We start from the raw sequence: 25,105 nt of genomic DNA, 5'->3' as shown, positions 1-25,105 counted from the left end.
TCAGCCGGCCTCCGGGTGAGGTGTCAGGTCAGTGCGGCCGCGTCCCATCAACTCCAGGCCGGCCATGGCCTGTTCGGCCCCGGCCTGATCCGTCTTCTCGACGACGAAGCCCATGTGGATGATCACCCAGTCGCCGGGGGCGAACGTCTCCTCCGGCAACATGCCGACGTTGACCTTGCGTTGTTCACCGGTGACGTCGACGAGTGCGAGCTGGCCCTCGTAACCGTCCAGCATTGTGATGACCTGGCCCGGTATACCCAAACACATGGTTCAGCACCCCTTTTCGGTTGCCGAGGGTGTGACGCCGTGCAACACCGCGACGATCTCCTCCACCGCGCGTGCCGCCCGTGGGACGGCCTGTGCGACGGGTTCGGTCAGCCCAATGCCCTCCTGGACGCTGCCCGCCTCGCACCCGACGACCACGGTGTAGGGCGGATGGCCGCCCAGCGCCCGCAGGCTGGCGAAGACCGCGGCGGGATCCATGCTGTGTCCGTCGAGGCCGTTCGACTCGGGCGACGAATCGTGGTCGGCCTGAAAGACGTGCAACGTGCCGGGATGGCCCCGGCTGGGCACGGCGTCGACCAGCACCAGCGTGTCCCACTCTTCGAGCAGGTCGTAGGCCAGGTGCATGCCCCGGATTCCGTAGTCGATGACCTGGACCGTCGGATCGTCCTGGGGCAGTTCGGCGTTGCGGACCACCTCGGAGCCGAACCCGTCGTCGCCCAGGAAGATGTTGCCGATCCCGGCTACCAGGATGCGCGTCGTCATGGTGGCACTCGCGTCGGCTACATCCGCCTCAACTTGAGGTAGCGGCGGGCGTCCGGCACCGATATCGCGCCGAGCACCAGCCCGATCACGGCCACCAGCGCGACGAGGGCGATGAAGATCCAACCTAGGACTTCCATGGTGAACTCCTCTCAGAGATTTGTGCTGTGCTGTGCTGCGATTGCAGCGGTTCGACTTCGTCGGGGGAGAAGTACAGGTAGCGGCCGTACCAGTCGTGCAGCTCCGCGGCCGGGTCGTCGTCGACGACGACGCCGACGTGCTTGTTGCCCTCGACGTCCTCGTGCACCGAGGTGACGCGAGCGGTCTTGCCGGCGACGAAGATGTCCTGCGCGTCGGCGTTGCGCCGCGGCCGCAGCCGGACCTTGCTGCCCCGCGCTAACCGGACCCCGTTGACCAGCACCGCGTCGATCTCGGGCCGGACGGCGTTGTCGGCCAGTGGATCCCACCAATCCACGCCGTCGGGGATCTCGGGCACCAGGCCGGCGGAGACGTTGAGCCCGTGCGGGTCGCGCAGCACGCCGTGCAGTCGTGCCATGGCCTCGGGCGACATGGCGTCGCATTCGTCGATGATTCGCGCGGCCCGCGGGTCGGTCGCCCGGGCCTGCGCCTTCTCGTCGTCGGTCATGGTCATTACACGCAGGGTGAGGATCTCGTCGATCTCCGTGCAGTCGTACATTGCGGTGTCGCTCTGTTCGGCGACATCGGGGTGGTCGTAGAGGATGATCGGTGAGATCAGCAGTATGTCGTCGGTGCCCGGGGGCCCGGCCAGCACCGGGAAGCAGCGGTGCCGTGCGCAGCGGGACGCCGCGTCGGTCGCGGCCTGCGGCGGCTCGAGCAACGAGATGAACCGGCCGCCAACCACTTCGGCTATGAGGTGCGTTCCGATCATGGATCGCGCGATCGCGTCGCCCTTGTCGCTTGCGGGTGCACCGGTGTTGGTGACCCGCACCGAGACCCGGCGCAGGTCGCCGTCGGGCTCGCTGCTGACGGTCAGTTCGCCCCGAATCTCGTGTCGTTCGCGAACCAGCCTGCCGCCGTCCAGGGTTTCGATGTCGGTTGCCGCGCCGGCCGTCACCGGCAGCGACCAAGGTTGATCGCCGAACGCCAGGGGGCCGAAGGAGATTTCGCATTCCACGGCTTCGTCCCAGGTCAGCCACGACCCGGCCGGGGTGCGGAGCTCGTCGACCGCAATCAAATCGCCGTCGCCGGTGGCCCGTTCGGCCCGCCGGTGCTGCAACTGCAGGAAGCGCACCACCAGGGTCAGCGCCCGGGCGTCGTCGACCAGGAACTCCGCGGACAGAGTGTCGTCTTCGCCCAGGCCGGCCTCCGCCGCGCCGGTCGGGCCCAAAACACCGAACTGCCAACGTGATTGGTTCTTGCTCGACGTCCCCCGATACGGGTACAGCAGATAGCCCTCGTACAGCACCGCGTCGGCGACGGCGCGGGCCCGATCCCAGCTCGATGTCATCGCGTCACCTCCTGATCGACGGTGGCATCCAGCAACGAGGTGACCGCGTGGTCGAAGTCGAGCATTCCGTGGGCCGACTTGTAACCGGCCAGTTCCGCGATGGTCTCGTGGCTCAGCCGAATCCACCCGCTGTTGGGGTAGTGCTGTGCGATCAGGTCGCGCCAGACCGTGACCGGCATGGCGTAGTTGTCCTCGCAGTCCCACGACACCTGCTGAACCGAGAACCCGCGCTCGGAGTTGACGAAAATCGTTCCGCTGAACAGGAACTGCAGGGGTACCGCCCCGTCGCGCAGCGCATGCAGATATTTGGCGGCGGCGACCTCGAAGTCGTAGGTGCAATCCAGCGGCAGGGTCGCCGTCGTGTGGCCGGTGAAGCCCGGCACCATCGCGGTGCAGTGCTGCCACAGGAAGGTGCGTTGGGTGCTGGCCCAGCGTTCGCGGCCGCCGAACAAATCCGTCAGCCCGGCCGCTTCGTCGTCGGAGTAGGCACGGCGCAGCGGCTCGATGCGGACCTGGCAGCGCAGAGCGATCGCGTGCACCGGGTCGTGGCGGTCGGCGGTGACGCCGACGCGGGCGGTGAGCACCGGGCTGACGGTGTACGGTTCGGCGGTCACGTCCAGGACCTCGAAGCTCACGTTCATCGGCGGGGCGTTCATCGCGGTGTCTTGGTGGCGCGGGTGGCGAGCCGGTTGAAGAAGTCGTCGATGAATTCGCGGGCCTGCTGGCCCCCGTCGAAGCCGCGCCACACCATCCGCAGGTGTCCGACGAATTCGTAGCAGGTGTCGATGGGCACCAGATAGGTTTGCGGCTGCGACAATTCGCCGTCCTGGGTGCTGTCGACCACCCGGACGAGCAGCGCCTCCACGTCGTCGGCCAGCAGGCTCACCCGCGGGTCGGCGCCGCGAATGGTGTCCCAGACCTCCATGTCCAGCTCGGATTCGCATGCCCCGGCCGGCCCCGGGTAGAAGGCGACGGTATGGCCGAGGGCGGAGTTGGTGAAGAAGAAGGCGACCCCCACCGGGATCTGCAGCGCCTCCCACACCAGGCGGTCCAGTGCGAAGTCGGGAAACGCCAGATACCGGTCCGGCACCGCGCGGTATCGCAGGTCGGCTTCGGTGTCGGTGAACAGCAGATAGCAGGCGCGGCAGACGCACATGAGCTGGCGGCCGGCCACATTGACCACGTGCTGGTGCTCGTCGGCGATCGACTCCGCGCACATCTCGCAGCGCTCACCCGCCGGCTCGGGGGCGCGACGGTCGCTCCTGATACGGGCCAGGACATCGAACGGGGTGCTCATGCCGTCGCCCCCAGCGCGTCGGCCCGCAACGCCACCGACAGCACGCCGTCGCGGGTCAGCAGCGGCATCGGATCCAGATGGCCGGCCGAACCCTCGGCCGCGGCGGCTCCGGCACCGACGACGTCGAAATCCGTGCGGCAGACCGCGCAGCGCAACATTCGGCCGTGCAGGTGCGAACCCGCCAGCGAGTCGTCACACACCGGGCAGTGATCCCGGTACGCGAAGGTCTCGTCGCCGACCCGGCAGGCCAGCACCCTCACCCCGTCGATCATGAATCCCGCGACCTCGCCCGGTGTCAACTCGCCCAGCTCGGGCGCCGGGTGCCAGGCGGTCGGCCCGTGGTCGTTCGAATGCAGGTGCGCCAGAAGTGATTCCGCCGGAATGACGCTCGCCGGAGCGGTCGTCGCCTCGGCCGTCACCACCTCGATCGAGGAGATCTCCGGTGCGGCCGCGCGGACCGCGTCCTGCACGGCCAGTTCCAGCGTCACCGCGGACGACGGGCAGCTCTTGCAGCTGCCGGTGAAGGCCAGCCGGGCGGTGAGTTCTTCCGGGTGCCCGCCCGGAACGACCTCGAGCAGGTCGACGTCTCCGCCGTGCGAACCCAGGTAGGGCCGAACCCGATCCAGGGCGTCGGAGACCCTGCGGTGCACGCCGTGCGGATGCAGGCCGTGCACCAGGAGCAGGCTGGCCACCAGGTCGTCGGTGGCCAGCCGCTCGACCAGCCCCCCATCCGGTTCGGGATCGCCGGCCATCCGCATGATCCGCTCCAGCCCGGCGCCGTAGAGCCCGACCACCTCGCGAACCAGTTGCTGCGCACGGTCATACGCGGCGGTCCCACTTGCTGCGCAGGAATCGAGCAGTGTCTGGATCCGATCGCCCGCCTCACGCCACTGCGCGTCGTTCGCGGACTTGCCCGGGCGATCCGCCATGTGTCACTCCCCGGCGGGTGACTGGGTTGGCGTGTGCAGTCTGTCCAGGGATTTGCCCTTCCCCAGGTACATGTGCACGCCACACGGCAGGCACGGATCGAAGCTGCGCACCGTGCGCATGACGTCGATGCCCTTGAAGTTGTCCCGGCCGTTCTCCTCGAAGATCGGCTGGCCCTGCACCGCGTCCTCGTAGGGACCCGGTGTGCCATAGCTGTCGCGCGGGTTGGCATTCCACGGCGTCGGCGGGTACGGGTGATAGTTGGCGATCTTGCCGTCCCGGATCACCATGTGGTGGCTGAGCACGCCGCGCACCGCCTCGGTGAAGCCACAGCCGATGGCCTCGTCGGGCACGTCGAACTTCTCCCACGTCTTGGTGCGCCCGGCGCGAATCTCCTCGAGCGCCTTCTCGGCGAAGTGCAGGGCGCACGCCGCCGCGTAGGCCTGGAAGTAGGTGCGCGCCCGGTCGCGTTCGAGCGTGTTGCTGCCGTACGTCGGGATCTTCCACTCCAGCTCGACGGGTCCCTTCAGGGCCGTCTTGGGCAGGTTGATCTTCACGCTCGAACCGGTCGCCTTGACGTAGCCGATGTCGACCAGGCCGGCCAGCGCGGTCGACCACAGACGGGCCAGCGGGCCACCGCCGGTGTCCAGCGCCAGGTGGTCCTTGCCGTCGAACCAGCGTGGCGACATCACCCAGCTGTACTTGCCGCCCTCGATGTCCCGCTTCTGCGGGTGCGGGTTGGTGTGCTGGTTCCACGGGTGGCGCCGGTCGATTGCGTTGCCCAGCGGATCGGTCTTGACGAACATCTCCTGGTCGGTCCAGTCGTCGTAATACGAACTGCCCAGAAGAATTCGGATGCCGAGGTTGATGTCCACCAGCGAGTGGGTGACCAGCTTGCCGTCGACCACCACGCCCGGGGTGACGAACATCGCGTTACCCCAGCGCTCCATGTCCTTGTATTCGAAGTTGCACACCTCGGGATCCTGGAAGGAGCCCCAGCAGCCCAGCAGGGTGCGGCGCAGTCCGACGTTCTCGTAGCCGGGCAGCGCGGTGTAGAAGAAGTCGAACAGGTCGTCGTGCATGGGCACGACCTTCTTCATGAACTCGACGTAGCGCATCAACCGCGTCATGTAGTCGGTCATCAGCTGGATGGTCGCCACGGTGCCGACCCCGCCGGGGTACAGCGTGGAGGGGTGCACGTGGCGTCCCTCCATGAGGCAGAACATCTCTCGCGTCCACCGGCTGACCACGAGCGCCTCGCGGTAGAACTCACCGCTGAACGGGTTGAGCGAGCGCATGATGTCCGCGACCGTCTTGTACCCGTGGGCGTCCGCGTGCGGGGCGGGCGTCTTCTCGGCCAGCGAGAGCACACTCGGGTTGGTCTCGGCGACCATCTTCTCGCAGAAGTCCACGCCGACCAGGTTCTCCTGGAAGATGTTGTGGTCGAACATGTATTCCGCGGCCTCGCCGAGGTTGACGATCCACTCGCCCAGGTGCGGCGGCTTGACGCCGTAGGCCATGTTCTGCGTGTAGCACGAACAGGTGGCGTGGTTGTCGCCGCAGATTCCGCAGATGCGGCTGGTGATGAAGTGGGCGTCGCGGGGATCCTTGCCCTTCATGAAGATCGAGTAGCCGCGGAAGATCGACGAGGTGCTGTGGCACTCGACGACCTCTCGGTTCTCGAAGTCGATCTTGGTGTAGATGCCCAGGCTGCCCACGATCCTGGTGATGGGATCCCAGGCCATGTCGACCAGTTGGCCGGGCTCCCGCTGCGCATGGGTGGGTTCAGGAATGATGGTTGTCATCGCGCTACTTCTTCCCGCTTAGGCTGCTGTCAGCATTGGCTGATGCGGCGACGGCTCTTCGTCTTTGACTGTGCGAGGGAGTGCGCCGACCGGGTAGGTGACCTACCAGGTGCGGCGCGCTCCAGTGGTGAGTTGGTCGCCGTTGTGGCGCCACCGCGGTTCTTTGTCGACGGTGCGTTCCGTGATACCCCTCAGACTGCGAATCACGGCTCCGTACAGACCCGACGCGGTGCTCGAGATCTTGCCGCCCGGCGGCTCGTCCATGAACGGCATGAACTTGTCCGGGAACCCCGGCATCGTGCAACCAATGCAGATCCCACCGACGTTGGGGCAGCCCCCGACGCCGTTGATCCACCCGCGCTTGGGCACGTTGCATTTGACGACGGGCCCCCAGCAGCCGAGTTTCACAATGCATTTCGGCGACCCGTACTCGGTGGCGAAGTCACCCTGCTCGTAGTAGCCGGCCCGGTCGCAACCCTCGTGCACGGTCTTGCCGAACAGCCACTGTGGGCGCAGCGCGTCGTCGAGCGGGATCATCGGTGCCTGGCCGGTCGCCATGTAGAGCAGGTAGGTCAGTGTCTCCGACAGGTTGTCCGGCTGGATCGGGCAGCCGGGCACGCACACGATCGGGATGCCCGCCTTGCTCTGCCAGTCCCAGCCCAGGTAGTCCGGCACGCCCATGGCCCCCGTCGGGTTGCCGGCCATCGCGTGGATTCCGCCGTAGGTGGCACAGGTCCCGACCGCCACGATGGCGGTGGCCTTGGGCGCCAACCGGTCGAGCCACTCACTGGTGGTCATCGGCTGCCCGGTGGCCGGGTTGTTCCCGAAACCGCACCAGTAGCCCTCGTCCTTGATCTTCTCGTTCGGAATCGACCCCTCGACCACGAGCACGAACGGTTCCAACTCGCCGCGGTCGGCTTTGAAGAACCACTCCAAGAAGTCGTCGGCCCCTCCGTTCGGGCCGCATTCGAAGTCGATCAGGGGCCAGTGCACGGCGACCTGGGGGAGTCCGGGCAGGGCTCCCAGGGCGATCTCCTCGACGCTGGGCTGGGTGGCAGCAGTCAACGCCACCGAATCACCGTCACAACTGAGGCCCGCGTTAATCCATAGAACATGGATCAATGTTTGTTCTGCCTTGACTGCTGCTTCTGTTGGCATGCTGCAGCTTTCCGGAGCCGGGCTGGGGCTCCTGCGCCGCCGGAGTCGACCGTCGGCCCACTTGCGCAGCGCTATTTTTTGGGTCTACTCCCGCTATCGAGCGTTGTCAACGGTTCGCCATCGCTCGCTGGTACACACGTGTTGCATAACGCCGAAGGCCATGGCGCGCCTTGATGATTCGTCGAGTCCGTTAACCATCGCGCGCCGGCGTCATCCTGCGAATCTTTCGCAGGACCGTGGCCGCCGTCGGGCAGGATTCAGGCGCCGTCGGTGGCGAAGCGACGCAGCCAGCCGAACCAGGCCGCCATCCCGTCGCCGGTGCGCGCACTGACCGGCAAAATCGTGGCTGCCGCATTGACTTCGCGGACGTGGCCGATGTAGGTGTCGACGTCCACGTCGAGGTGGGGCACCAGGTCGATCTTGTTGAGCAGCACCACATCGACCGACCGGAACATCACCGGATACTTCAGCGGCTTGTCCTCGCCCTCGGTCACCGAATACACCATGGCCTTGGCGTGCTCGCCGACGTCGAACTCGGCCGGACAGACCAGATTTCCGACGTTCTCGATAATGACCAGGTCCAGCGCGGTGAGGTCGAGCCCGGGCAGCGCGCGATTGATCATGGGCGCGTCGAGGTGGCATTCGCCGCCAAATCCGTTGCTGGTATTGAGCAGCGACACCTGGGCGCCTCGGCCGCTGAGCTTGGCCGCGTCCAGGTCGGTGGCGATATCGCCCTCGATCACCCCGATTCCCAGCTCCCCGGCGAGTTCGTCCAGCGTTGCCTGCAGGATGGTGGTCTTGCCCGAGCCCGGCGAGCTCATCAGGTTGAGGGTGCGCACCCCGTTGGTCTCGAAGGCCGCCCGGTTGGCGTCGGCGAGCAGGTCGTTCTCGGCGAAGATCGCCTCCAGCACGTCGATGCGCTGGCTGCCGGTCCGATAGCGGCTGTGATCGCCGTGGTCATGATCGTGGGCGTGATCGTGCGGAAGGTGATCGTGGGAGTGGGTGTGCACGGTTCCGTCGTCGTGCCGATGAAATCTACCCATCGCCAACGCCTTTCACGAGACATCCAATGACGTCACCAAGAATTCGTTGCCGTGCAGCACTTCGACGTCGGAGCTGTCGCAGCGGGGACACCAGATCGACCACGGCGAGGTGATCTCGGACTGCCCGCCACACGCACGGCACCGGACCTCGGCGTCGACGCACTCGAGTTCCAGCTCGGCATCCGGCATGTCCTCGGCGTCACGGACCAGCGTCCAGCAGAAGGACAGCGACTCGGGCACCACCTGACGCAGCGCGCCCACCCGCACCCGCACCACGTCGACGTGCCTGCCGTCGGCGTGATCCTTGACCACACCGGCGATCGCTTCGCACAGCGACAGCTCATGCACCGCCGATCACCGCCGATCCGCGAGCTGGGCGCAGGCCGAAAAGCCCATGAGCACTGTTCTACACCCGAACGGCCGGTTGCGGTCAGTCTCGTGCCGCTCGGCTCAGGAGGTCCACTTCTCCTCGATGCGCCCGTAGCGCCAGACGAGCAGGGCCACCGCCCACGTGACGACGAACATGCCGACGACGAGGTAGCCGATCGTGTTCAGGTCCAGCCCGCCGATCCAGCTCCAGAACGCGCCGCGCCAACCGAACTGGTCTGCGAACAGGGCGAGGAGTTCGATGCTGCCGATCAGCAGCGCGACAGCCACCGACAGCGCGGTGATGGTGAGGTTGTAGTAGATCTTGCGCACCGGGTTGGAAAAGGCCCAGCCGTAGGCGAAATTCATGAACGAGCCGTCGATGGTGTCCAGCAGGCACATGCCGGCGGTGAACAGCACCGGCAGGCACATGATGGCGTACCAGGGCAGCCCGGCAGCGGCGCTCGTACCGGCCAGCACCAGCAGCGCGATCTCGGTGGCGGTGTCGAAGCCGAGCCCGAACAACAATCCGACGGGATAGCAGTGCCAGGACTTGGTGATCGACTTGGTGACGCGGCCGAGTAACCGGTTCATCAATCCGCGGTTGCCCAGGTGCCGCTCCAGTTCGGCGGCGTCGGTGTCGGGATCGTATTCCCCGCGGCGCAGCCGGGCGAAGACGCGCAGGATGCCGACCAGGACCATGACGTTGAGAAGCGCGATCGCGTAGAGGAAGACACCCGAGACGCTGGTGCCGATCAGTCCGGTGTAGTGGTGCAGCGTCGAGGAGTCGTCGCGGACCGGTCCCACCGCCGCTTTCACCCCGCATGCCAGCAGCACCGCCAGCCCGAAGACCACCGTGGAGTGGCCCAGCGAGAAGAAGAAGCCCACGGCCAGCGGGCGCCGGCCGTCGTTCATCAGCTTGCGGGTGGTGTTGTCGATGGCGGCGATGTGGTCGGCGTCGAAGGCGTGACGCATGCCCAGGGTGTAGGCCGTCAATCCGACACCGACGCCAAACGCTTTGCCGCCCAAGCTGTATTGGGCCGGAGCGACGAAGAGGACCATGGTGAACCAGCCGAGCAGGTGCAGCGCGATGATCACCGCCAGCATCGATCCCAGTCGCCACCACTCCGCCGGCGATAGGGCGCCGAGAAACCTCGTCGTGCGTGACGGCCGGCAGTCGATCTCGGTGCTGGCCACTGGGGTCCTTCCGGCGCGTCCTTGCGGTATCGGCTGAGAACAACCGGCACGACTGTAAGTACCGCGCCTCGCCAGATGCAAGTGAGTCGCAGGAATCAAGGTGTCTTGATCGCGCCGAAGACTGGCGATCCCGCCGCTGCGGCGCGACACTGAACCGGTGGCACCCAAGCCGCCGGTACTCGATGCGTCGGTCACCGAGAGGATCGGCGATTTTCTGCGCGCCCGCGGGTTGCGGCGGATGGCCTCGCGGATCCAGGTGCTGGCGGTGCTCGAGCCCGTCAACGGTCACCTGCCGGTCGCCGAGATCGACAAGCGGCTGCGGGAGTGCCTGCCGCCCGGCACTCACGCACCGGATGTGGCGACCGTCTATCGCACGGTGACGACGCTGGTCGATCAGGGGGTGTTGCATGCGTTGACGCTCGACGGCGGCGTGACGACCTACGGTCTGGCCACCGCGCCGCACCATCACGCCGTATGTACGAGATGTTCCACCATCATCGAGGTGCCCGCCCGCAAGCTGAGTTCGGCGCTCGAACACGCGATGGCGGGCAGTTCGTTCGCGCTGTCGGAGGCGGCCGGGCTGACGCTGCACGGTCTGTGCCCGCGGTGCCAGGAGGACAAGCCCGGGCCGCGGCCACGCCGGCGCTGAGGTCAGCGCAGGCCCAGTAGCGCGTTCTCCACCACCTCGGGCAGCGCCGGGTGGATCCAGTACTGCCCACGGGCCATCTGGGGGGCGGTGAGGCCGAAACTCATTGCCTGGATCAGCGGCTGGATGATCGACGAGGCCTGATGGCCCATGATGTGCGCGCCCAGCAGCCGCCCGGTGCCGCGCTCGGCGATCAGTTTCACGATTCCGGTGGTGTCCTCCATCGCCCAGCCGTAGGCGACGTCGCCGTAGTCCTGAATCTTCACCGAGATTTTGAAACCTTGTGCGATGGCTTCGTTTTCGGTCAAACCGACGAATGCTATCTGCGGATCGGTGAACACCGCCGACGGTACGTAGCGATGATCGGTGACGGCCATCCCCTCGGTGTCGTCCCAGTCGCAGAGCAGATTGTGTTGCACGACGCGCGCCTCGTGGTTGGCGACGTGCTTGAGCTGATACGGCGAGGAAACGTCGCCGAGGGCGAAAACCCCACGCGCCGTGGTGCGTTGGTACTCGTCGACGGCCACCAGGCCGTCTTCGACCGCGATACCGGCCTGCTCGAGGTCGAGTTGATCGGCGTTGGACACCCGGCCGGTCGCCACCAGCATCGCGTCGGCGTGCACCGTGTGGCCGTTGTCGAGTTGCACCGCGACGCAAGAACCCCGGTTCTCGGCGCCCACCACATTGCAGTGGTTATGCAGTTCCCACTTGCTCGACGCGATGCGGGTAAAGCGTTCGCCGATGATGTCGTCGCAGTGCCGTAACAGTGTGGCGCCCCGAATCACCAGGGTGACCCGGCAGCCCAGCGCGGAGAAGATGTGCGCGAATTCGGCCGACACGAAACCGCCCCCGACGATCACCAGATGTTCCGGTAGCTCGGGGATCCGCATGATCGTGTCGCTGGTGTAGTAGCGGGCGCCGCATTCGAGGATCGCCGGGGGCACCACGGCCCGGGCCCCCGCGGCGATCACCACCTGGTCGGCCGAAAACTCGTCGCCCGCATCGGTGCGCAGCAGATAGCGCCCGTCGGCCTGGACCGGGCCGAATCGAGTGTGCTGCTTGTACACGTCGATGTTGGGGGCGGCGCAGCGATAGTCCTCACCGCCGACGCCGATCGGATCGATGCGCCCGAAGACGCGTGAGACGATGTCGTCCCAGCGCACCCGGTCGATGCGCGCGTCGATGCCGTAGCGCGCCGCGCTCCGGATCGAATCGGCGACCCCGGCGGCGTAGACGAACATCTTGGTCGGGACGCACCCGACGTTGAGGCAGGTGCCGCCGAATGTGCCCTGTTCGCAGATCGCCACCCGCTTGTCGGCAAAGCTGTCGTCGAGAATGCTGTTGCCCGAACCGGTTCCGATGATCGCGACGTCGTAGGTCTCCAAGCCGTCACCCCTTCCGCAGCGATGCCGAAGCATCATCGTCGGCGCGCAGGTAGCCGTCCAGCCAGAGATCCAGTTCCCGATAGGCGACTTCGCGCGGCCCCGGCAGCGATAAGAACACGTCGTGCTTGGCGTCGGCCACCGGAACCACGGCGGTGCGGTTGCCGATGCAGCCCGCCCAGCGGGCGATCTGGGTGACGTCGAGAACCGCGTCGCCGCACTGCATCGACGCGGAATCGGCGCTTTCGGGCACGCTGTGATCCGATCGCAGAATCAGATTCGGCACGCCGACGTCGAGACCGCGATGCAGCCGGGCCTGGCCGCGGCGGATGGCGTGCAGCCAGCCGAAGGTGATGGGGAAGCCGCCCACCGGTTTCCACTGCAGGTCGTAGTCGAAGTCGCCGCCATAGTCGCGGTGCAGGGTGGTGCCGTAGCCGCCCTCACCCGGTGACCGGGCCACGCCCTTGGACCGCACCCGGGACAGGCCCGCGATCAGCGCCACGGTCACGGAATGCCGCAGGACGGGTGGGCCGGGCACCTCCAGGAACGGGCTGTTGAGCACCAGCCCGCCAACGCGGGCGTGCGCGGCCGGATTTCGCCGGCGCAACCGGTCCAACCACAGCGACACGATGAGCCCGCCTGCGGAATGCGCGTACAGCAGCACCTTGCCGCGTTCCGGGATGCCGGCCAGCGCCTGGTCGAGTTCGGCCTCGTAGTTGGTGAGGTCGGTGATGAAGTGCGGCGTCTGGCCGTCGCGCCGTGACCGGCCGCACTTATGGAGGTCCAGCGCGTAGAAGGTGAAGCCGCGGGCGGCGAAACGATCGGCCAGCTCGGTGTGGAAGAAGTAGTCGGTGTAGCCGTGCACCGCCAGCACCGCGGGCCCGGCGGGCGCCGTTTCGCGGTGCGCCTGGTGCGGTTCGGCTCCGCGCCGTATCAGCGTCGCGACGATGTCGCCCTCACCAGCGGGATCGGACCCGAGCGCGATGGTGCGCTGCTGATAACCGGGGAGGACGTCGGGCACCCAGCCGGTCGTGTCGCCGGTCACCCTGCCAGTCACGTGGCCAGCTTAGAGCTTTTGCTGGGCACCGGGTGGCGCACGTCGTTCGCGGCCATTTTGCCTCGGGATAACCTGGGATCGGCCCAGTCGAGGGAAGGACCAGCAAGCCGGTGTCATCGCTAGCCAGAACCACGTCGACGGACGTCGTGCTGGTGGGCGCGGGCATCATGAGCGCGACGCTGGGAGCGTTGCTGCGTCGGTTGCAGCCGGACTGGTCGATGACCTTCGTGGAGCGTCTGGACGCCGTTGCCGCGGAGAGCAGCAGCCCGTGGAACAACGCGGGCACCGGCCATTCGGCGCTGTGCGAGCTGAACTACACCCCGCAGCGCGCCGACGGCTCGATCGACATCGCCAAAGCGGTGCGCATCAACGAGCAATTCCAGGTGACCCGCCAGTTCTGGGCCTACGCCGTGGAGAACGGGATCCTGACCGATCGCCGCTTCCTCACCGCGATCCCGCACGCGAGCTTCGTGCGTGGCGCGCAAGGCGTCGACTATCTGCGGCGCCGGCAGCGGGCCCTGGCGCCCAATCCGCTGTTCGCCGGCATCGAATTGATCGAGGACGCGGGGGAGTTCGCCCGCCGATTGCCGTTCATGGCGGCCGGGCGCGACTTCTCCGAACCGACCGCGCTCAACTGGGCCCCCCACGGCACCGACGTCGACTTCGGCGCCCTGACTCGACAGCTCGTCGGGTTCTGCGTGCGCGGCGGCGCGACGGCACTGTTCGGCCACGAGGTGCGCAACCTGTCCCGGCAGTCCGACGGCGGCTGGACGTTGTCGATCCGCAACCGACGCACCGGCGAAAAGCGCCGTCTGAAGACCAAATTCGTGTTCGTCGGGGCCGGCGGTGATGCGCTGCCGCTGTTGCAGAAGTCCGGCATCGGCGAGGTCAGGGGTTTCGCCGGATTCCCGATCGGCGGCCGGTTCCTGCGCGCCGCCAACCCGGCGCTCACCGCCGCCCACCGGGCCAAGGTCTACGGCGCGCCGGCGCCGGGCGCGCCGCCGCTGGGCGCGCTGCATCTGGATCTGCGCTACGTCAACGGCAAGCCGTGGCTGGTGTTCGGTCCCTACGCCGGCTGGTCACCGAAGTTCTTGAAACATGGGCACGTCACCGATCTGCCCCGCTCGGTGCGGCCGGACAACCTGGCCTCGCTGCTCGGTGTCGGTGTCAGCCAGCTGAAGCTGCTCGGATACCTGCTGGGTCAACTGCGGCTGTCCGAACCGGACCGACTGCGCATGCTGCGCGAATTCGCGCCCACCGCAACGAGTTCGGACTGGGAATTGACGGTGGCCGGTCAGCGGGTGCAGGTGATCCGGCGCGACAAGCGCAAGGGCGGGGTGCTCGACTTCGACACCACCGTGGTGGGCGACGCCGATGGAAGCATCGCGGGGCTGCTCGGCGGCTCCCCGGGGGCGTCGACGGCGGTGCCGATCATGCTCGGGGTGCTGGAACGCTGCTTTGCCAACCGCTTTCCATCGTGGCTGCCCGCGCTCAAGGAGATGGTTCCGTCGCTGGGGGCGACGCTGTCGGATGAGCCGGCGCTCTACGACGAAATTTTTTCCTGGGGAACGAAGGCGCTGGGGTTGGACGTCTCATGACCCGCACCGACAAGGGGAGCGATGTGGAGGAGCGGCGCCAGTGACCGAAGCACTGCGACGTACTTGGGCCAAAGATCTTGACGCCCAGACACTGTACGAGCTACTCAAGCTGCGGGTGGAGGTGTTCGTCGTCGAACAGGCGATTCCGTATCCGGAGCTGGACGGGCGCGACCTGCTCGCCGAGACCCGGCACTTCTGGCTGGAAACGCCCGGCGGCGAGGTGATCTCGACGCTGCGGCTGATGGAGGAGCACGCAGGCGGCGAGAAGGTTTTCCGGATCGGGCGGCTGTGCACCAAACGCAATGCGCGCGGCCAGGGTCACACCACCCGGCTGTTGCGCGCGGCGCTGGCCGAGGTGGGTGACTACCCGTGCCGGATCAACGCGCAGACCTATCTGGCGGACATGTACGCCCAGCACGGATTCGTTCGCGACGGCGACGATTTCCTGGACGACGGCGTTCCGCACGTGCCTATGCTGCGCCCCGGATCGGGTTTGGCGGGGAAGCCGTGAAGCCGTACCCGTTCAGCGCCATCGTCGGGCACGACCAGCTGCGCCTGGCGCTGCTGCTGTGTGCCGTGCGCCCGGAGATCGGCGGCGCGCTCATCCGCGGCGAGAAGGGCACCGCGAAGTCGACGGCCGTGCGCGGCCTTGCGGCGTTGTTGTCCGAGGCCACCGGCAGCGACGCCGGCCTGGTCGAAATGCCGCTCGGGGCAACCGAAGACCGGGTGATCGGCTCGCTGGACCTGCAGCGGGTGTTGCGCGACGGCGAGCACGCGTTCTCGCCGGGCCTGCTGGCCCGCGCGCACGGCGGTGTGCTCTACGTCGACGAGGTCAACCTGCTGCACGATCACCTGGTCGATGTGTTGCTCGACGCCGCAGCGATGGGACGGGTGCACATCGAACGCGACGGCATCTCGCACTCGCACGAGGCCCGGTTCGTATTGATCGGCACCATGAATCCCGAAGAGGGCGAACTGCGTCCGCAGCTGCTGGACCGGTTCGGGCTCACCGTCGACGTCCACGCGTCGCGCGACGTAGACGTGCGGGTGCAGGTGATCCGGCAGCGGATGGCATACGAGGCCGATCCGGATGGTTTCGCCGAGCGCTATGCGGACGCCGACGCTGAGCTGGCCCGGCGGATCGCCACCGCGCGTGCGCTGATCGGCGATGTGGTGTTGCCCGACAACGAATTACGCCGGATCGCGGCGCTGTGCGCGGCGTTCGACGTCGATGGCATGCGCGCCGACCTGGTGGTGGCCCGCACCGCGGTCGCGCACGCAGCCTGGCGCGGCGCACACACCGTCGAGGAAGAAGACATCAGGGTGGCCGCCGAACTGGCGCTGCCGCACCGGCGCCGCCGCGATCCGTTTGACGACCCGGGCATCGACCGCGATCAGCTCGACGAGGCCTTGGCGCAGGCGGGTAACGACCCGGACCCCGATCCCGACCCGCCCGGTGGTGGCGAGAACGCCCACACCGAACAGGATGCGCCGCAACAGAATTCATCCGAAGGCGCTGCGCCGCAGCCGCCGAAGACCAGGCCCAGCGCGCCGCCGGCGAAAACCTTCCGCACCCGCGCGCTGCGGGTTCCGGGGGTCGGGGAAGGCGCGCCCGGACGGCGGTCGCGGGCCCGCAACGCCGGCGGCAGCGTCATCGCCGCCGCCGACGCGGACGACACGGGTTGCGCCGGGCACGGACTGCACCTGTTCGCCACCCTGCTGTCGGCCGCGGAGCGCGCCGGCGCCGGGCCGTTGCGGCCGCAGCCCGACGACGTGCGCCGCGCCGTGCGCGAAGGGCGCGAGGGCAATCTGGTGATCTTCGTGGTGGACGCGTCGGGTTCGATGGCCGCACGCGATCGCATGTCCGCGGTCAGCGGCGCGGCGCTGTCGCTGCTGCGCGACGCATACCAGCGGCGCGACAAGGTCGCCGTGATCACGTTCCGGCAACAGGAGGCGCGGTTGTTGTTGCCGCCGACGTCGTCGGCGCACATCGCCGGTCGGCGGCTGGCGCGGTTCGACACCGGCGGCAAAACCCCGCTGGCCGAAGGCCTACTGGCCGCGCGAGAACTCATCGTGCGGGAGAAGGCGCGTGACCGGGCGCGGCGTTCGCTGGTGGTGGTGCTGACCGACGGCCGGGCCACCGGCGGTCCGGATCCGTTGGGCCGCACTCGAACCGCGGCGGCCCGGCTGGTCGCCGAGGGTGCCGCCGCGGTGGTCGTCGACTGCGAAACGTCCTTTGTGCGGCTGGGCCTGGCAGGGCAACTCGCCCGCCAGCTCGGCGCCCCGGCGATCCGGCTCGAGCAGCTGCACGCGGACTCCTTGACGCGTGCGGTGCGCGACGCGGCCTGAGTGGAAAGGGTAGACGCTGATGCCACAGGGCGTTCCACTGCAAGTTCCCGACGACGGCCTGACGACGCGGGCTCGTCGGCACACGCCGGTGCTGGCCGTGCACACCGGGCCCGGAAAAGGTAAGTCCACGGCGGCATTCGGCATGGCGCTGCGCGCGTGGAATGCTGGACTGTCCGTCGCGGTGTTCCAGTTCGTCAAGAGCGCCAAGTGGAAGGTGGGCGAGGAGGCGGTCTTCGCCCAGCTGGGCCGCCTGCACGACCAGCACCAGGTCGGCGCCCCCGTCGAATGGCACAAGATGGGCGCGGGCTGGTCGTGGACCCGCAAGTCAGGCAGCGACGTCGATCACGCGGCGGCCGCGGCCGACGGCTGGGCGGAGATCGCGCACCGGCTGGCCGATCAGCGTCACGACTTCTACGTGCTGGACGAGTTCACCTATCCGCTGAAGTGGGGTTGGGTGGACGTCGACGACGTGGTAGCTGCGTTGGCCGCCCGACCCGGTCATCAGCACGTGGTCATCACCGGACGCGACGCGCCGCAGCGCCTGATCGACGCGGCCGACCTGGTGACCGAGATGGCCAAGGTCAAGCACCCGATGGACGCCGGGCGTAAGGGACAGAAGGGCATCGAGTGGTGAGCGTTCCCGCCGTCGTCGTCGCCGCTCCCGCATCCGGCAGCGGAAAGACCACGGTGGCAACGGGTTTGATCGGCGCTCTGCGGCAGGCGGGCCACACCGTCGCGCCGTTCAAGGTCGGCCCGGACTTCATCGATCCCGGCTACCACGGCCTGGCCGCCGGCCGGCCGGGCCGCAACCTCGATCCGGTGTTGGTGGGGGAGAACCTGATCGGCCCGCTGTACGCCCACGGCGCCAGCGGCGCCGACATCGCCGTGGTCGAAGGGGTGATGGGGTTGTTCGACGGGCGGATCGGGCCCGCCGCCACGACTCCCGCTGCCGGATCGACGGCCCATGTCGCCGGCCTGCTGGGCGCCCCGGTCGTCCTGGTCGTCGATGCGCGCGGGCAGAGCCAGAGCATCGCCGCACTGCTGCATGGCTTTTCGACGTTCGATACCGCGACCCGCGTCGCCGGTGCGATCCTCAACCGGGTCGGGTCGGCCCGGCACGAGCAGGTGCTGCGCCAAGCCTGTGAACAGGCCGGTGTCCCGGTGTTGGGCGCGATCCCACGGGTGGCTGAATTAGAGTTGCCGACAAGGTATTTGGGGCTGGTCACCGCAGTGGAGTATGGGCAGCGGGCGCGGCTGGCGGTGCAGGCGATGACCGAATTGGTTGCCCGGCACGTCGACTTGTCGGCGTTCGTCGCGGTGGCCGGCGCCCGGGTCGCGGAGCCGGCGTGGGATCCGGCGGCGGCAGTGGGGGAGGCGCCCGGGCGCGCCGGCGCGACCGTCGCGGTGGCGGCCGGCAAGGCATTCAGTTTCGGTTACGCCGAACACGCGGAGCTGCTGGCGGTCGCCGGCGCCGACGTCGTCGAATTCGATCCGCTCGTCGACGCCTTGCCCGACGGCACCGATGCGGTGTTGCTGCCCGGCGGGTTTCCCGAACAGTTCACCGCGGAGCTCTCGGCGAATGCGGTCGTGCGCCGGCAGATCAGCGAACTGGCCGCCGCCGGGGCGCCGATTCACGCCGAGTGCGCCGGACTGATCTATCTGGTGTCCGAGCTCGACGGCCATCCGATGTGCGGTGTGCTGGCGGGTCAGGCGCGGTTCACGCCGCACCTGACCCTGGCGTATCGCGACGCCGTCGCCGTCGCGGATTCGTCGTTGTATGCCGCCGGCCAGCGCGCGGTGGGGCATGAATTCCACCGCACCACAGTCACATTCACCGAGGAATATCAGCCCGCCTGGATGTATTCGGCCCACGACGGCGGCGGGCAGGGCCGCCCCGTGCGCGACGGCGTCGTGCACGCCGGTGTGCATGCGTCGTATCTGCACACCCATCCTGTCGCGGCGCCGGAGGCGGTGGCGCGCTTCGTCGCACACGCGATCACCCGGCGAGCCGGTCTGCGAGCGTAACGCCACGGCGAAAAATCCGGCTGGAAGTCGCCGTGGCGTTACGCTCGCGGCACCAACAGCGACCCGCGGCGCCCGGCTCCGCCGCGCCGGCGGTCGCCACTAGGCTTGCCGGGTGACCGAGAGCGCCTACCTCGCTGGGCTGCGGCTGACCGGCAAAAAGGTCGTCGTGGTCGGCGGCGGCACCGTCGCCCAGCGCCGGCTGCCATTGCTCATCGCCAGCGGCGCCGACGTCCACGTCATCTCCCGCAGCGCCACGCGGTCGGTCGAGGCGATGACGGGAATCACCCTGGCATTGCGCGAATACCGCGACGGCGACCTCGACGGAGCCTGGTACGCGATCGCGGCCACCGACGACGCGCAAGTCAACGAGGCGGTGGTCGCCGAGGCCGAGAGCCGCCGCATCTTCTGCGTCCGGGCGGACATCGCTGTCGAGGGGACCGCGGTCACCCCAGCGTCTTTCGACTACGCGGGGCTGTCCGTCGGAGTCCTGGCCGGCGGCGAGCACCGCCGCTCGGCGGCGATCCGCTCGGCGATCCGCGAGGCGCTGCAGACCGGACTCATCACGCCCGACAGTCCGGTGAGCTCCGACGTCGTCAAGGGCGGCGTCGCACTGGTCGGCGGAGGGCCCGGTGACCCGGAACTGATCACCGTGCGCGGCCGGCGCCTGCTGGCCCAGGCCGACGTCGTGGTCGCCGACCGTCTCGCACCACCGGAACTCCTCGCCGAGCTGCCCCCGCACGTCGAGGTCATCGACGCCGCAAAGATCCCGTACGGGCGGGCCATGGCCCAGGACGCCATCAACGACGTCATGATCGAACGTGCCCGCGCCGGCAGCTTCGTGGTGCGCCTCAAGGGCGGCGACCCCTTCGTGTTCGCCCGCGGCTACGAAGAGGTGCAGGCGTGCGTCGAGGCCGGGATACCCGTGACGGTGGTGCCAGGTGTGACAAGTGCCATAGGAGTGCCCGCTTTGGCGGGCGTTCCGGTCACGCATCGGGCGATAAATCACGAGTTTGTGGTGGTCAGCGGCCATCTGCCACCCGGCCATCCCGAATCGTTAGTGAATTGGGATGCGCTGGCCGCAATGTCGGGCACGATTGTTTTGCTGATGGCGGTCGAGCGCATCGAGCTTTTCGCCGAAGCACTGCTTAAAGGCGGCCGACCTGCGGATACCCCGGTGCTGGTGGTTCAGCATGGAACGACCGCCGCTCAACACACTTTGCGGGCCACCCTCGCCGACACGCCCGAAAAGATTCGCGCCGAGGGTATCCGAGCTCCCGCGATCATCGTGATCGGCGCCGTGGCGGGCTTCGGGCTTTAAACGATTCTTAAGATTACTGTAAGGTAACCCTTTATGACGGCTCTCAACGATGCAGAGCGCGCGGTGCAGCAACTGGCCTCGGCGCGCCCCGATCGTCCGGCCCCGGTGAGCGCTGCGCTTCCGGCGGAGACCGCCTCCGAGCCCGCGGCGGAGACCGCCTTGAAGCGCACCAGCAAGTACTACCCGGCGTGGATGCCCTCCCGACGCTTCATCGCGGCCGTGATCGCCATCGGCGGTATGCAGCTGCTCGCAACCATGGACAGCACCGTCGCCATCGTCGCGCTCCCCAAGATCCAGAACGATCTCAGCTTGTCCGACGCCGGACGCAGCTGGGTCATCACCGCCTACGTGCTGACGTTCGGCGGCCTGATGCTGCTGGGCGGTCGCCTCGGCGACACGATCGGGCGCAAGCGCACCTTCATCGTCGGTGTCGCGCTGTTCACCATCTCTTCCGTGCTGTGCGCGGTCGCCTGGGACGAGGCCACCATGGTGATCGCCCGGCTGTCGCAGGGCGTCGGCTCGGCCATCGCCTCGCCGACCGGTCTGGCCCTGGTGGCGACCACCTTCCCCAAGGGCCCGGCCCGCAACTTCGCGACGGCGGTGTTCGCCGCGATGACGGCGGTCGGTTCGGTGATGGGCCTCGTCGTCGGCGGAGCGCTCACCGAGGTGTCGTGGCGGCTGGCGTTCTTGGTGAACGTGCCGATCGGCCTGGTGATGATGTACCTGGCCCGCACCGCGCTGCGCGAGACCAACCGCGAGCGGATGAAGCTCGACGCGACCGGGGCCATGCTGGCCACATTGACCTGCACTGCGGCCGTGTTCGCGTTCTCGATGGGCCCGGAAAGGGGCTGGGTGTCGATCACCACCATCGGCTCGGGCGTGGTGGCTATGGGTGCCGCTCTTGCCTTCATCATCGTGGAGCGCACCGCCGAGAATCCCGTCGTCCCTTTTGAACTGTTCCGCGACCGCAACCGGCTGGTCACCTTCGCCGCGGTCTTGCTGGCCGGCGGACTCATGTTCAGCCTGACGGTCTGCATCGGTCTGTACGTGCAGGACATCCTGGGCTACAGCGCACTGCGCGCAGGTGTCGGCTTCATCCCGTTCGTGATCGGGGTGGGCATCGGCCTCGGGGTCTCCTCGCAACTGGTGTCACGGTTCTCGCCGCGGGTGCTGACCATCGGCGGCGGCTGGCTGCTGCTGGGCGCGATGCTGTACGGCTCGGCGTACATGCACCGGGGCGTGTCTTACTTCCCCAACCTGGTGATGCCGATCGTCATCGGCGGCATCGGCATCGGCATCGTCGGTGTGCCGCTGACCCTGTCGGCGATCGCCGGGGTGGGTTTCGATCAGATCGGTCCGGTGTCGGCGATCGCCCTGATGCTGCAGAGCCTGGGTGGGCCGCTGGTGCTGGCCGTGATCCAGGCCGTGATCACCTCGCGCACGCTGTATCTGGGCGGCACCACCGGTCCGGTGAAGTTCATGAACGACGCGCAGTTGTCCGCGCTGGACCACGGCTACACCTACGGGCTGCTGTGGGTGGCCGGCGTGGCCGTCATCGTCGGCGCCGCGGCGCTGTTGATCGGCTACACGCCCGAGCAAGTCGCGCACGCGCAAGAGGTCAAGGAAGCGATCGACGCCGGGGAGCTTTAGCTCACTGCGGACCCGGCGCGGCCCGCATCGTCGCCAGGCCCCTGGTCACCGCTAGGCTGGCCCGCTGTGATCACCCGGATGTCCCAGTTGTTTTTGCGCACCTTGCGCGACGATCCCGCCGACGCCGAAGTCGCCAGCCACAAGCTTTTGATCCGGGCCGGCTACATCCGCCCCGTCGCGCCCGGGCTGTACAGCTGGCTGCCGCTGGGATTGCGGGTGCTGCGCCGCATCGAGCGGATCGTCCGCGAGGAGATGAACGCCATTGGCGGGCAAGAGATCTTGTTGCCCGCGTTGCTCCCGCGCGCACCGTACGAGACGACGAACCGGTGGACCGAATACGGCGACTCGGTGTTCCGGCTGCAGGACCGCCGCGGCAACGACTACCTGCTGGGCCCCACCCACGAAGAACTGTTCACCCTGACCGTCAAGGGCGAATACAGCTCGTACAAGGACTTCCCGGTCCTGCTGTATCAGATCCAGAACAAATACCGTGACGAGGCGCGGCCGCGGGCCGGCATCCTGCGCGTGCGGGAGTTTGTGATGAAGGACTCCTACTCGTTCGACATCGACGACGCCGGACTCAAGGCCGCCTACCACGCGCATCGCGAGGCCTATCAGCGCATCTTCGCGCGCCTGCAGGTGCGCTACGTCATCGTGTCCGCGGTGTCGGGCGCCATGGGCGGCAGCGCCTCCGAGGAGTTCCTGGCCGAGAGCGCGGTCGGAGAGGACACCTTCGTGCGGTGCCTGGAATCCGGCTACGCGGCCAACGTCGAGGCCGTCGTCACCGCCCGCCCGGAGGCGCAGCCCACCGAGGGGCTGCCCGAAGCGGTGGTCCACGACACCGGCAACACCCCGACCATCGCCACCCTGGTGGACTGGGCCAACCAGGCGAACCTGGGCCGCACCGTCACCGCGGCCGACACGTTGAAGAACGTCCTGCTCAAGGTGCGCCAGCCCGGCGGGGAGTGGGAGCTGCTGGCCATCGGGGTGCCGGGGGACCGCGAGGTCGACGACAAACGGCTGGGTGCGGCGCTGGAACCGGCCGAATACGCCCTGCTCGATGACGCCGACTTCGCCAAGTACCCCTTCTTGGTGAAGGGGTACATCGGACCGAAAGCGTTGCAGGGCAACGGTATTCGCTACCTGGTCGATCCGCGGGTGGTGGACGGCACCAGCTGGATCACCGGGGCCGACGAGGCCGGGCGGCACGTCGTCGGGCTGGTCGCCGGCCGGGACTTCACCGCAGACGGCACCATCGAGGCCGCCGAGGTGCGCGACGGTGACCCCGCACCGGATGGCGCGGGCCCGCTGGTCTCGGCGCGCGGTATCGAAGTCGCGCACATCTTCCAGCTCGGCCGCAAATACACCGACGCCTTCACGGTCGACGTGCTCGGTGAGGACGGCAAGCCGGTGCGCCTGACCATGGGCTCCTACGGCCTCGGGGTGTCGCGGATGGTGGCCGTCATCGCCGAGCAGCACCACGACGAGCTCGGGCTGCGCTGGCCGTCCGCGGTCGCGCCGTTCGACGTCCATCTGGTGATCGCCAACAAGGACGCGCAAGCCCGCACCGGGGCCGTCGAGCTGGCCGGCGAGCTGGACCGGCTGGGCGTCGAAGTGCTGCTCGACGACCGCCAAGCCTCACCCGGCGTGAAGTTCAAGGACGCCGAGTTGCTCGGTGTGCCCTGGATCGTCGTGGTGGGACGGGGCTGGGCGGACGGCGTGGTGGAGCTGCGCGACCGGTTCGGCGGGCAAACCCGCGAACTGGCGACCGGGCCGTCGCTGGCCGCCGACGTCGCGGCCGCCCTGCGCTAGGCCGATGGTGGCGACCCGCTTCGCCCGGCTACGCCGCGCTTGCGATCGCCACGGGTTAGTCGTTGCCGCCGGGGAAGCTCGTCGTGATGGGCCACGCGCCCAGCACCCGGCTCCACCGGGCGGCCATCACCGCGCTCTGCACCAGGGCCGTCGCGGCGAACGCGCGGTCCGCGCCTGTCTCCGCGTGCTCGGCGACCACCCGCCAAGCGCCGGCGCCATCGTTCTCCATCCGTGCGGCCAGCCGCGCCGCGTCGGCCGGGCCGCCGACCACCAGGGGCAGCTGGTAGCCGGCCGCGGCGACCGGGGCGGTCACCTTGCGGGCGGTCAGCATCGCGATGACGTCGTCGCGGCGCTGGCGATGCTGCGCGAGCGCCTCCACCACCATGTCGTTCACGCTGGGCGGCGACAGCGCGGACACGATGCCGTAGCCGTAGATCGTCGAGTGCTCGATGGCCAGCGCGTCGCACAGCGCCTGGTTGTCGGCGTCCTTGCCGGAGGTCATATGGACGGACCCCCGGGCACCAGCGCAACCGTGTACGACGCCGTGCAGGACGCCGCGATCGAGGCGAGCAGCCCGGCCCGGTAACCCGATTCGGTGCCCACCAGCCGGCTCGCGCTGTCGGCCGAGGCGCGCAGGGCATCGATCACGTCGGACACCGGCGGCGGGGGCGGCGGCGGGCCGGCCGGTTGGGCCTGGCCCGGGCTGGGCGCTTCGCTCGTCGGCGACGTGGCGAGCTTGCCCGTCGCGCGCGAAATCTCCGCGGCCAGCGCGCGGGCATGTGCGGCGCGCTGGCTGGCCACCACCGTCAGCGCGGCGGCGACCTGCGGTGGGTTCCCGACGGCCGCGGCGGCGGCGGCCGCCAGCGTGCTGTCGTGCCGCGCCTGATCCAACGGCCCCAGCAGTTGCTCGACGGGCGGGGGCTTGGGCGCGGGCTTGCTACAGGCGGTCACGACCGCCCCGAGCGCAGCGAAAGCCACACCACCGGCGAGGACATCTCGCCTGTTGACGAACGGAACTGCGCTAGCCACAAAGACATCCTGCCATCGGCGCGAAGGCGGGCACGATGCCAGGACGCGATCACGCCGTCAGAGGCGAATCCTGGCGTATCGTGGATAGCTGGTTCTCGCAGAGGGCAGCCACCGACAGCAACTGTCGACACGGATGTTTCTTTGCCGGGACGCCGGAAGTCGCCTGCGAAGTTATCGGGGTGCCGACATCCG

General features: G+C 68.3%; 25 protein-coding genes. 9 read left to right on the top strand and 16 right to left on the bottom strand.

Annotated elements, in window-relative coordinates; translation table 11 throughout:
• From MTY59_RS26355 to nicT, 12 genes are all read right to left on the bottom strand, one after another.
• A complete protein-coding gene (locus MTY59_RS26355; RefSeq protein ID WP_065074752.1) occupies window positions 1–267 on the bottom strand; it encodes a HypC/HybG/HupF family hydrogenase formation chaperone in 267 nt (88 codons plus the stop codon).
• Between the two features lie 3 nt (window positions 268–270).
• Entirely contained in the window at window positions 271–768 is a 498-nt protein-coding gene (locus MTY59_RS26350) for a hydrogenase maturation protease (protein WP_221043756.1), read from the bottom strand.
• Between the two features lie 17 nt (window positions 769–785).
• Window positions 786–905, bottom strand: a complete 120-nt coding sequence (locus MTY59_RS28050) for a DUF6893 family small protein (RefSeq protein WP_415822683.1) — start codon at window positions 903–905, stop codon at window positions 786–788.
• Window positions 893–2,254: a hypothetical protein gene (locus MTY59_RS26345; protein WP_221043755.1), complete on the bottom strand. Its 1,362-nt coding sequence runs from the start codon at window positions 2,252–2,254 to the stop codon at window positions 893–895. The genes MTY59_RS28050 and MTY59_RS26345 overlap by 13 nt, the downstream gene beginning before the upstream one ends.
• The gene (locus MTY59_RS26340) at window positions 2,251–2,910 is read right to left on the bottom strand and encodes a DUF6084 family protein (RefSeq protein WP_221043754.1); all 660 of its coding nucleotides are present in this window, start codon (window positions 2,908–2,910) and stop codon (window positions 2,251–2,253) included. The genes MTY59_RS26345 and MTY59_RS26340 overlap by 4 nt, the downstream gene beginning before the upstream one ends.
• Window positions 2,907–3,551 (bottom strand): DUF5947 family protein, encoded by a 645-nt coding sequence (locus MTY59_RS26335; RefSeq protein WP_221043753.1) that lies wholly within the window; start codon window positions 3,549–3,551, stop codon window positions 2,907–2,909. Before MTY59_RS26335 ends, MTY59_RS26340 begins: the two co-directional genes overlap by 4 nt.
• Entirely contained in the window at window positions 3,548–4,480 is a 933-nt protein-coding gene (locus MTY59_RS26330; protein WP_221043752.1) for a NifU family protein, read from the bottom strand. Before MTY59_RS26330 ends, MTY59_RS26335 begins: the two co-directional genes overlap by 4 nt.
• A 3-nt stretch (window positions 4,481–4,483) precedes the next feature.
• On the bottom strand, window positions 4,484–6,283 hold the full coding sequence (locus MTY59_RS26325; protein WP_221043751.1) for a nickel-dependent hydrogenase large subunit: 1,800 nt from the start codon (window positions 6,281–6,283) through the stop codon (window positions 4,484–4,486).
• Window positions 6,284–6,385: 102 nt separating this feature from the next.
• Window positions 6,386–7,441 carry an NADH-quinone oxidoreductase subunit B family protein gene (locus MTY59_RS26320; RefSeq protein ID WP_221043750.1) on the bottom strand — a complete coding sequence of 352 codons (1,056 nt, stop codon included), beginning with the start codon at window positions 7,439–7,441 and terminating at the stop codon, window positions 6,386–6,388.
• Window positions 7,442–7,698: 257 nt separating this feature from the next.
• Complete coding sequence (hypB, locus tag MTY59_RS26315) at window positions 7,699–8,484, bottom strand: hydrogenase nickel incorporation protein HypB (RefSeq protein ID WP_221043749.1); 786 nt, start codon at window positions 8,482–8,484, stop codon at window positions 7,699–7,701.
• Between the two features lie 12 nt (window positions 8,485–8,496).
• Window positions 8,497–8,832, bottom strand: coding sequence for a hydrogenase maturation nickel metallochaperone HypA (locus MTY59_RS26310; protein ID WP_221043748.1), 336 nt, complete (start codon window positions 8,830–8,832; stop codon window positions 8,497–8,499).
• 102 nt (window positions 8,833–8,934) lie between these two features.
• Window positions 8,935–10,047 (bottom strand): Nickel transporter NicT, encoded by a 1,113-nt coding sequence (gene nicT, locus MTY59_RS26305; RefSeq protein ID WP_221043747.1) that lies wholly within the window; start codon window positions 10,045–10,047, stop codon window positions 8,935–8,937.
• Window positions 10,048–10,204: 157 nt separating this feature from the next.
• On the opposite strand from nicT, the gene MTY59_RS26300 reads away from it, so the two are divergent.
• Window positions 10,205–10,696, top strand: coding sequence for a Fur family transcriptional regulator (locus MTY59_RS26300; RefSeq protein WP_221043746.1), 492 nt, complete (start codon window positions 10,205–10,207; stop codon window positions 10,694–10,696).
• A gap of 2 nt (window positions 10,697–10,698) precedes the next feature.
• Here MTY59_RS26300 and mtr read toward each other — a convergent pair whose 3' ends face one another.
• Both mtr and MTY59_RS26290 read right to left on the bottom strand, forming a co-directional pair.
• Window positions 10,699–12,078 carry a mycothione reductase gene (gene mtr / locus MTY59_RS26295; RefSeq protein ID WP_221043745.1) on the bottom strand — a complete coding sequence of 460 codons (1,380 nt, stop codon included), beginning with the start codon at window positions 12,076–12,078 and terminating at the stop codon, window positions 10,699–10,701.
• Between the two features lie 4 nt (window positions 12,079–12,082).
• Complete coding sequence (locus tag MTY59_RS26290; RefSeq protein WP_221046671.1) at window positions 12,083–13,096, bottom strand: alpha/beta hydrolase; 1,014 nt, start codon at window positions 13,094–13,096, stop codon at window positions 12,083–12,085.
• Window positions 13,097–13,242: 146 nt separating this feature from the next.
• Between MTY59_RS26290 and mqo the strand changes: the two genes are divergently transcribed.
• The 8 genes from mqo to MTY59_RS26250 all read left to right on the top strand — a co-directional run bounded on the left by mqo (window position 13,243) and on the right by MTY59_RS26250 (window position 23,884).
• Complete coding sequence (gene mqo / locus MTY59_RS26285) at window positions 13,243–14,730, top strand: malate dehydrogenase (quinone) (protein ID WP_221043744.1); 1,488 nt, start codon at window positions 13,243–13,245, stop codon at window positions 14,728–14,730.
• A gap of 40 nt (window positions 14,731–14,770) precedes the next feature.
• Entirely contained in the window at window positions 14,771–15,241 is a 471-nt protein-coding gene (locus MTY59_RS26280; protein ID WP_221043743.1) for a GNAT family N-acetyltransferase, read from the top strand.
• Window positions 15,238–17,079: a magnesium chelatase subunit D family protein gene (locus MTY59_RS26275; protein ID WP_221043742.1), complete on the top strand. Its 1,842-nt coding sequence runs from the start codon at window positions 15,238–15,240 to the stop codon at window positions 17,077–17,079. The genes MTY59_RS26280 and MTY59_RS26275 overlap by 4 nt, the downstream gene beginning before the upstream one ends.
• A 19-nt stretch (window positions 17,080–17,098) precedes the next feature.
• Entirely contained in the window at window positions 17,099–17,713 is a 615-nt protein-coding gene (cobO, locus tag MTY59_RS26270; RefSeq protein ID WP_221043741.1) for a cob(I)yrinic acid a,c-diamide adenosyltransferase, read from the top strand.
• Window positions 17,710–19,104: a cobyrinic acid a,c-diamide synthase CobB gene (locus tag MTY59_RS26265; RefSeq protein ID WP_221043740.1), complete on the top strand. Its 1,395-nt coding sequence runs from the start codon at window positions 17,710–17,712 to the stop codon at window positions 19,102–19,104. The genes cobO and MTY59_RS26265 overlap by 4 nt, the downstream gene beginning before the upstream one ends.
• A gap of 112 nt (window positions 19,105–19,216) precedes the next feature.
• Window positions 19,217–20,422 (top strand): uroporphyrinogen-III C-methyltransferase, encoded by a 1,206-nt coding sequence (cobA, locus tag MTY59_RS26260; protein ID WP_221043739.1) that lies wholly within the window; start codon window positions 19,217–19,219, stop codon window positions 20,420–20,422.
• 33 nt (window positions 20,423–20,455) lie between these two features.
• The gene (locus tag MTY59_RS26255) at window positions 20,456–22,072 is read left to right on the top strand and encodes an MFS transporter (RefSeq protein WP_221043738.1); all 1,617 of its coding nucleotides are present in this window, start codon (window positions 20,456–20,458) and stop codon (window positions 22,070–22,072) included.
• Window positions 22,073–22,138: 66 nt separating this feature from the next.
• The gene (locus MTY59_RS26250) at window positions 22,139–23,884 is read left to right on the top strand and encodes a proline--tRNA ligase (protein WP_221043737.1); all 1,746 of its coding nucleotides are present in this window, start codon (window positions 22,139–22,141) and stop codon (window positions 23,882–23,884) included.
• 55 nt (window positions 23,885–23,939) lie between these two features.
• Here MTY59_RS26250 and MTY59_RS26245 read toward each other — a convergent pair whose 3' ends face one another.
• Window positions 23,940–24,386: a ferritin-like domain-containing protein gene (locus MTY59_RS26245; RefSeq protein WP_221043736.1), complete on the bottom strand. Its 447-nt coding sequence runs from the start codon at window positions 24,384–24,386 to the stop codon at window positions 23,940–23,942.
• On the bottom strand, window positions 24,383–24,913 hold the full coding sequence (locus MTY59_RS26240) for a hypothetical protein (protein WP_221043735.1): 531 nt from the start codon (window positions 24,911–24,913) through the stop codon (window positions 24,383–24,385). Before MTY59_RS26240 ends, MTY59_RS26245 begins: the two co-directional genes overlap by 4 nt.
• Between the last annotated feature and the right edge of the window lie 192 nt (window positions 24,914–25,105).

It is taken from the genome of Mycobacterium senriense (assembly GCF_019668465.1).
GTDB classification, from domain to species: Bacteria; Actinomycetota; Actinomycetes; order Mycobacteriales; family Mycobacteriaceae; genus Mycobacterium; species Mycobacterium senriense.
Note: the sequence above shows the minus strand (reverse complement) of the source record. Positions and strands in the feature narration are given on the sequence as shown.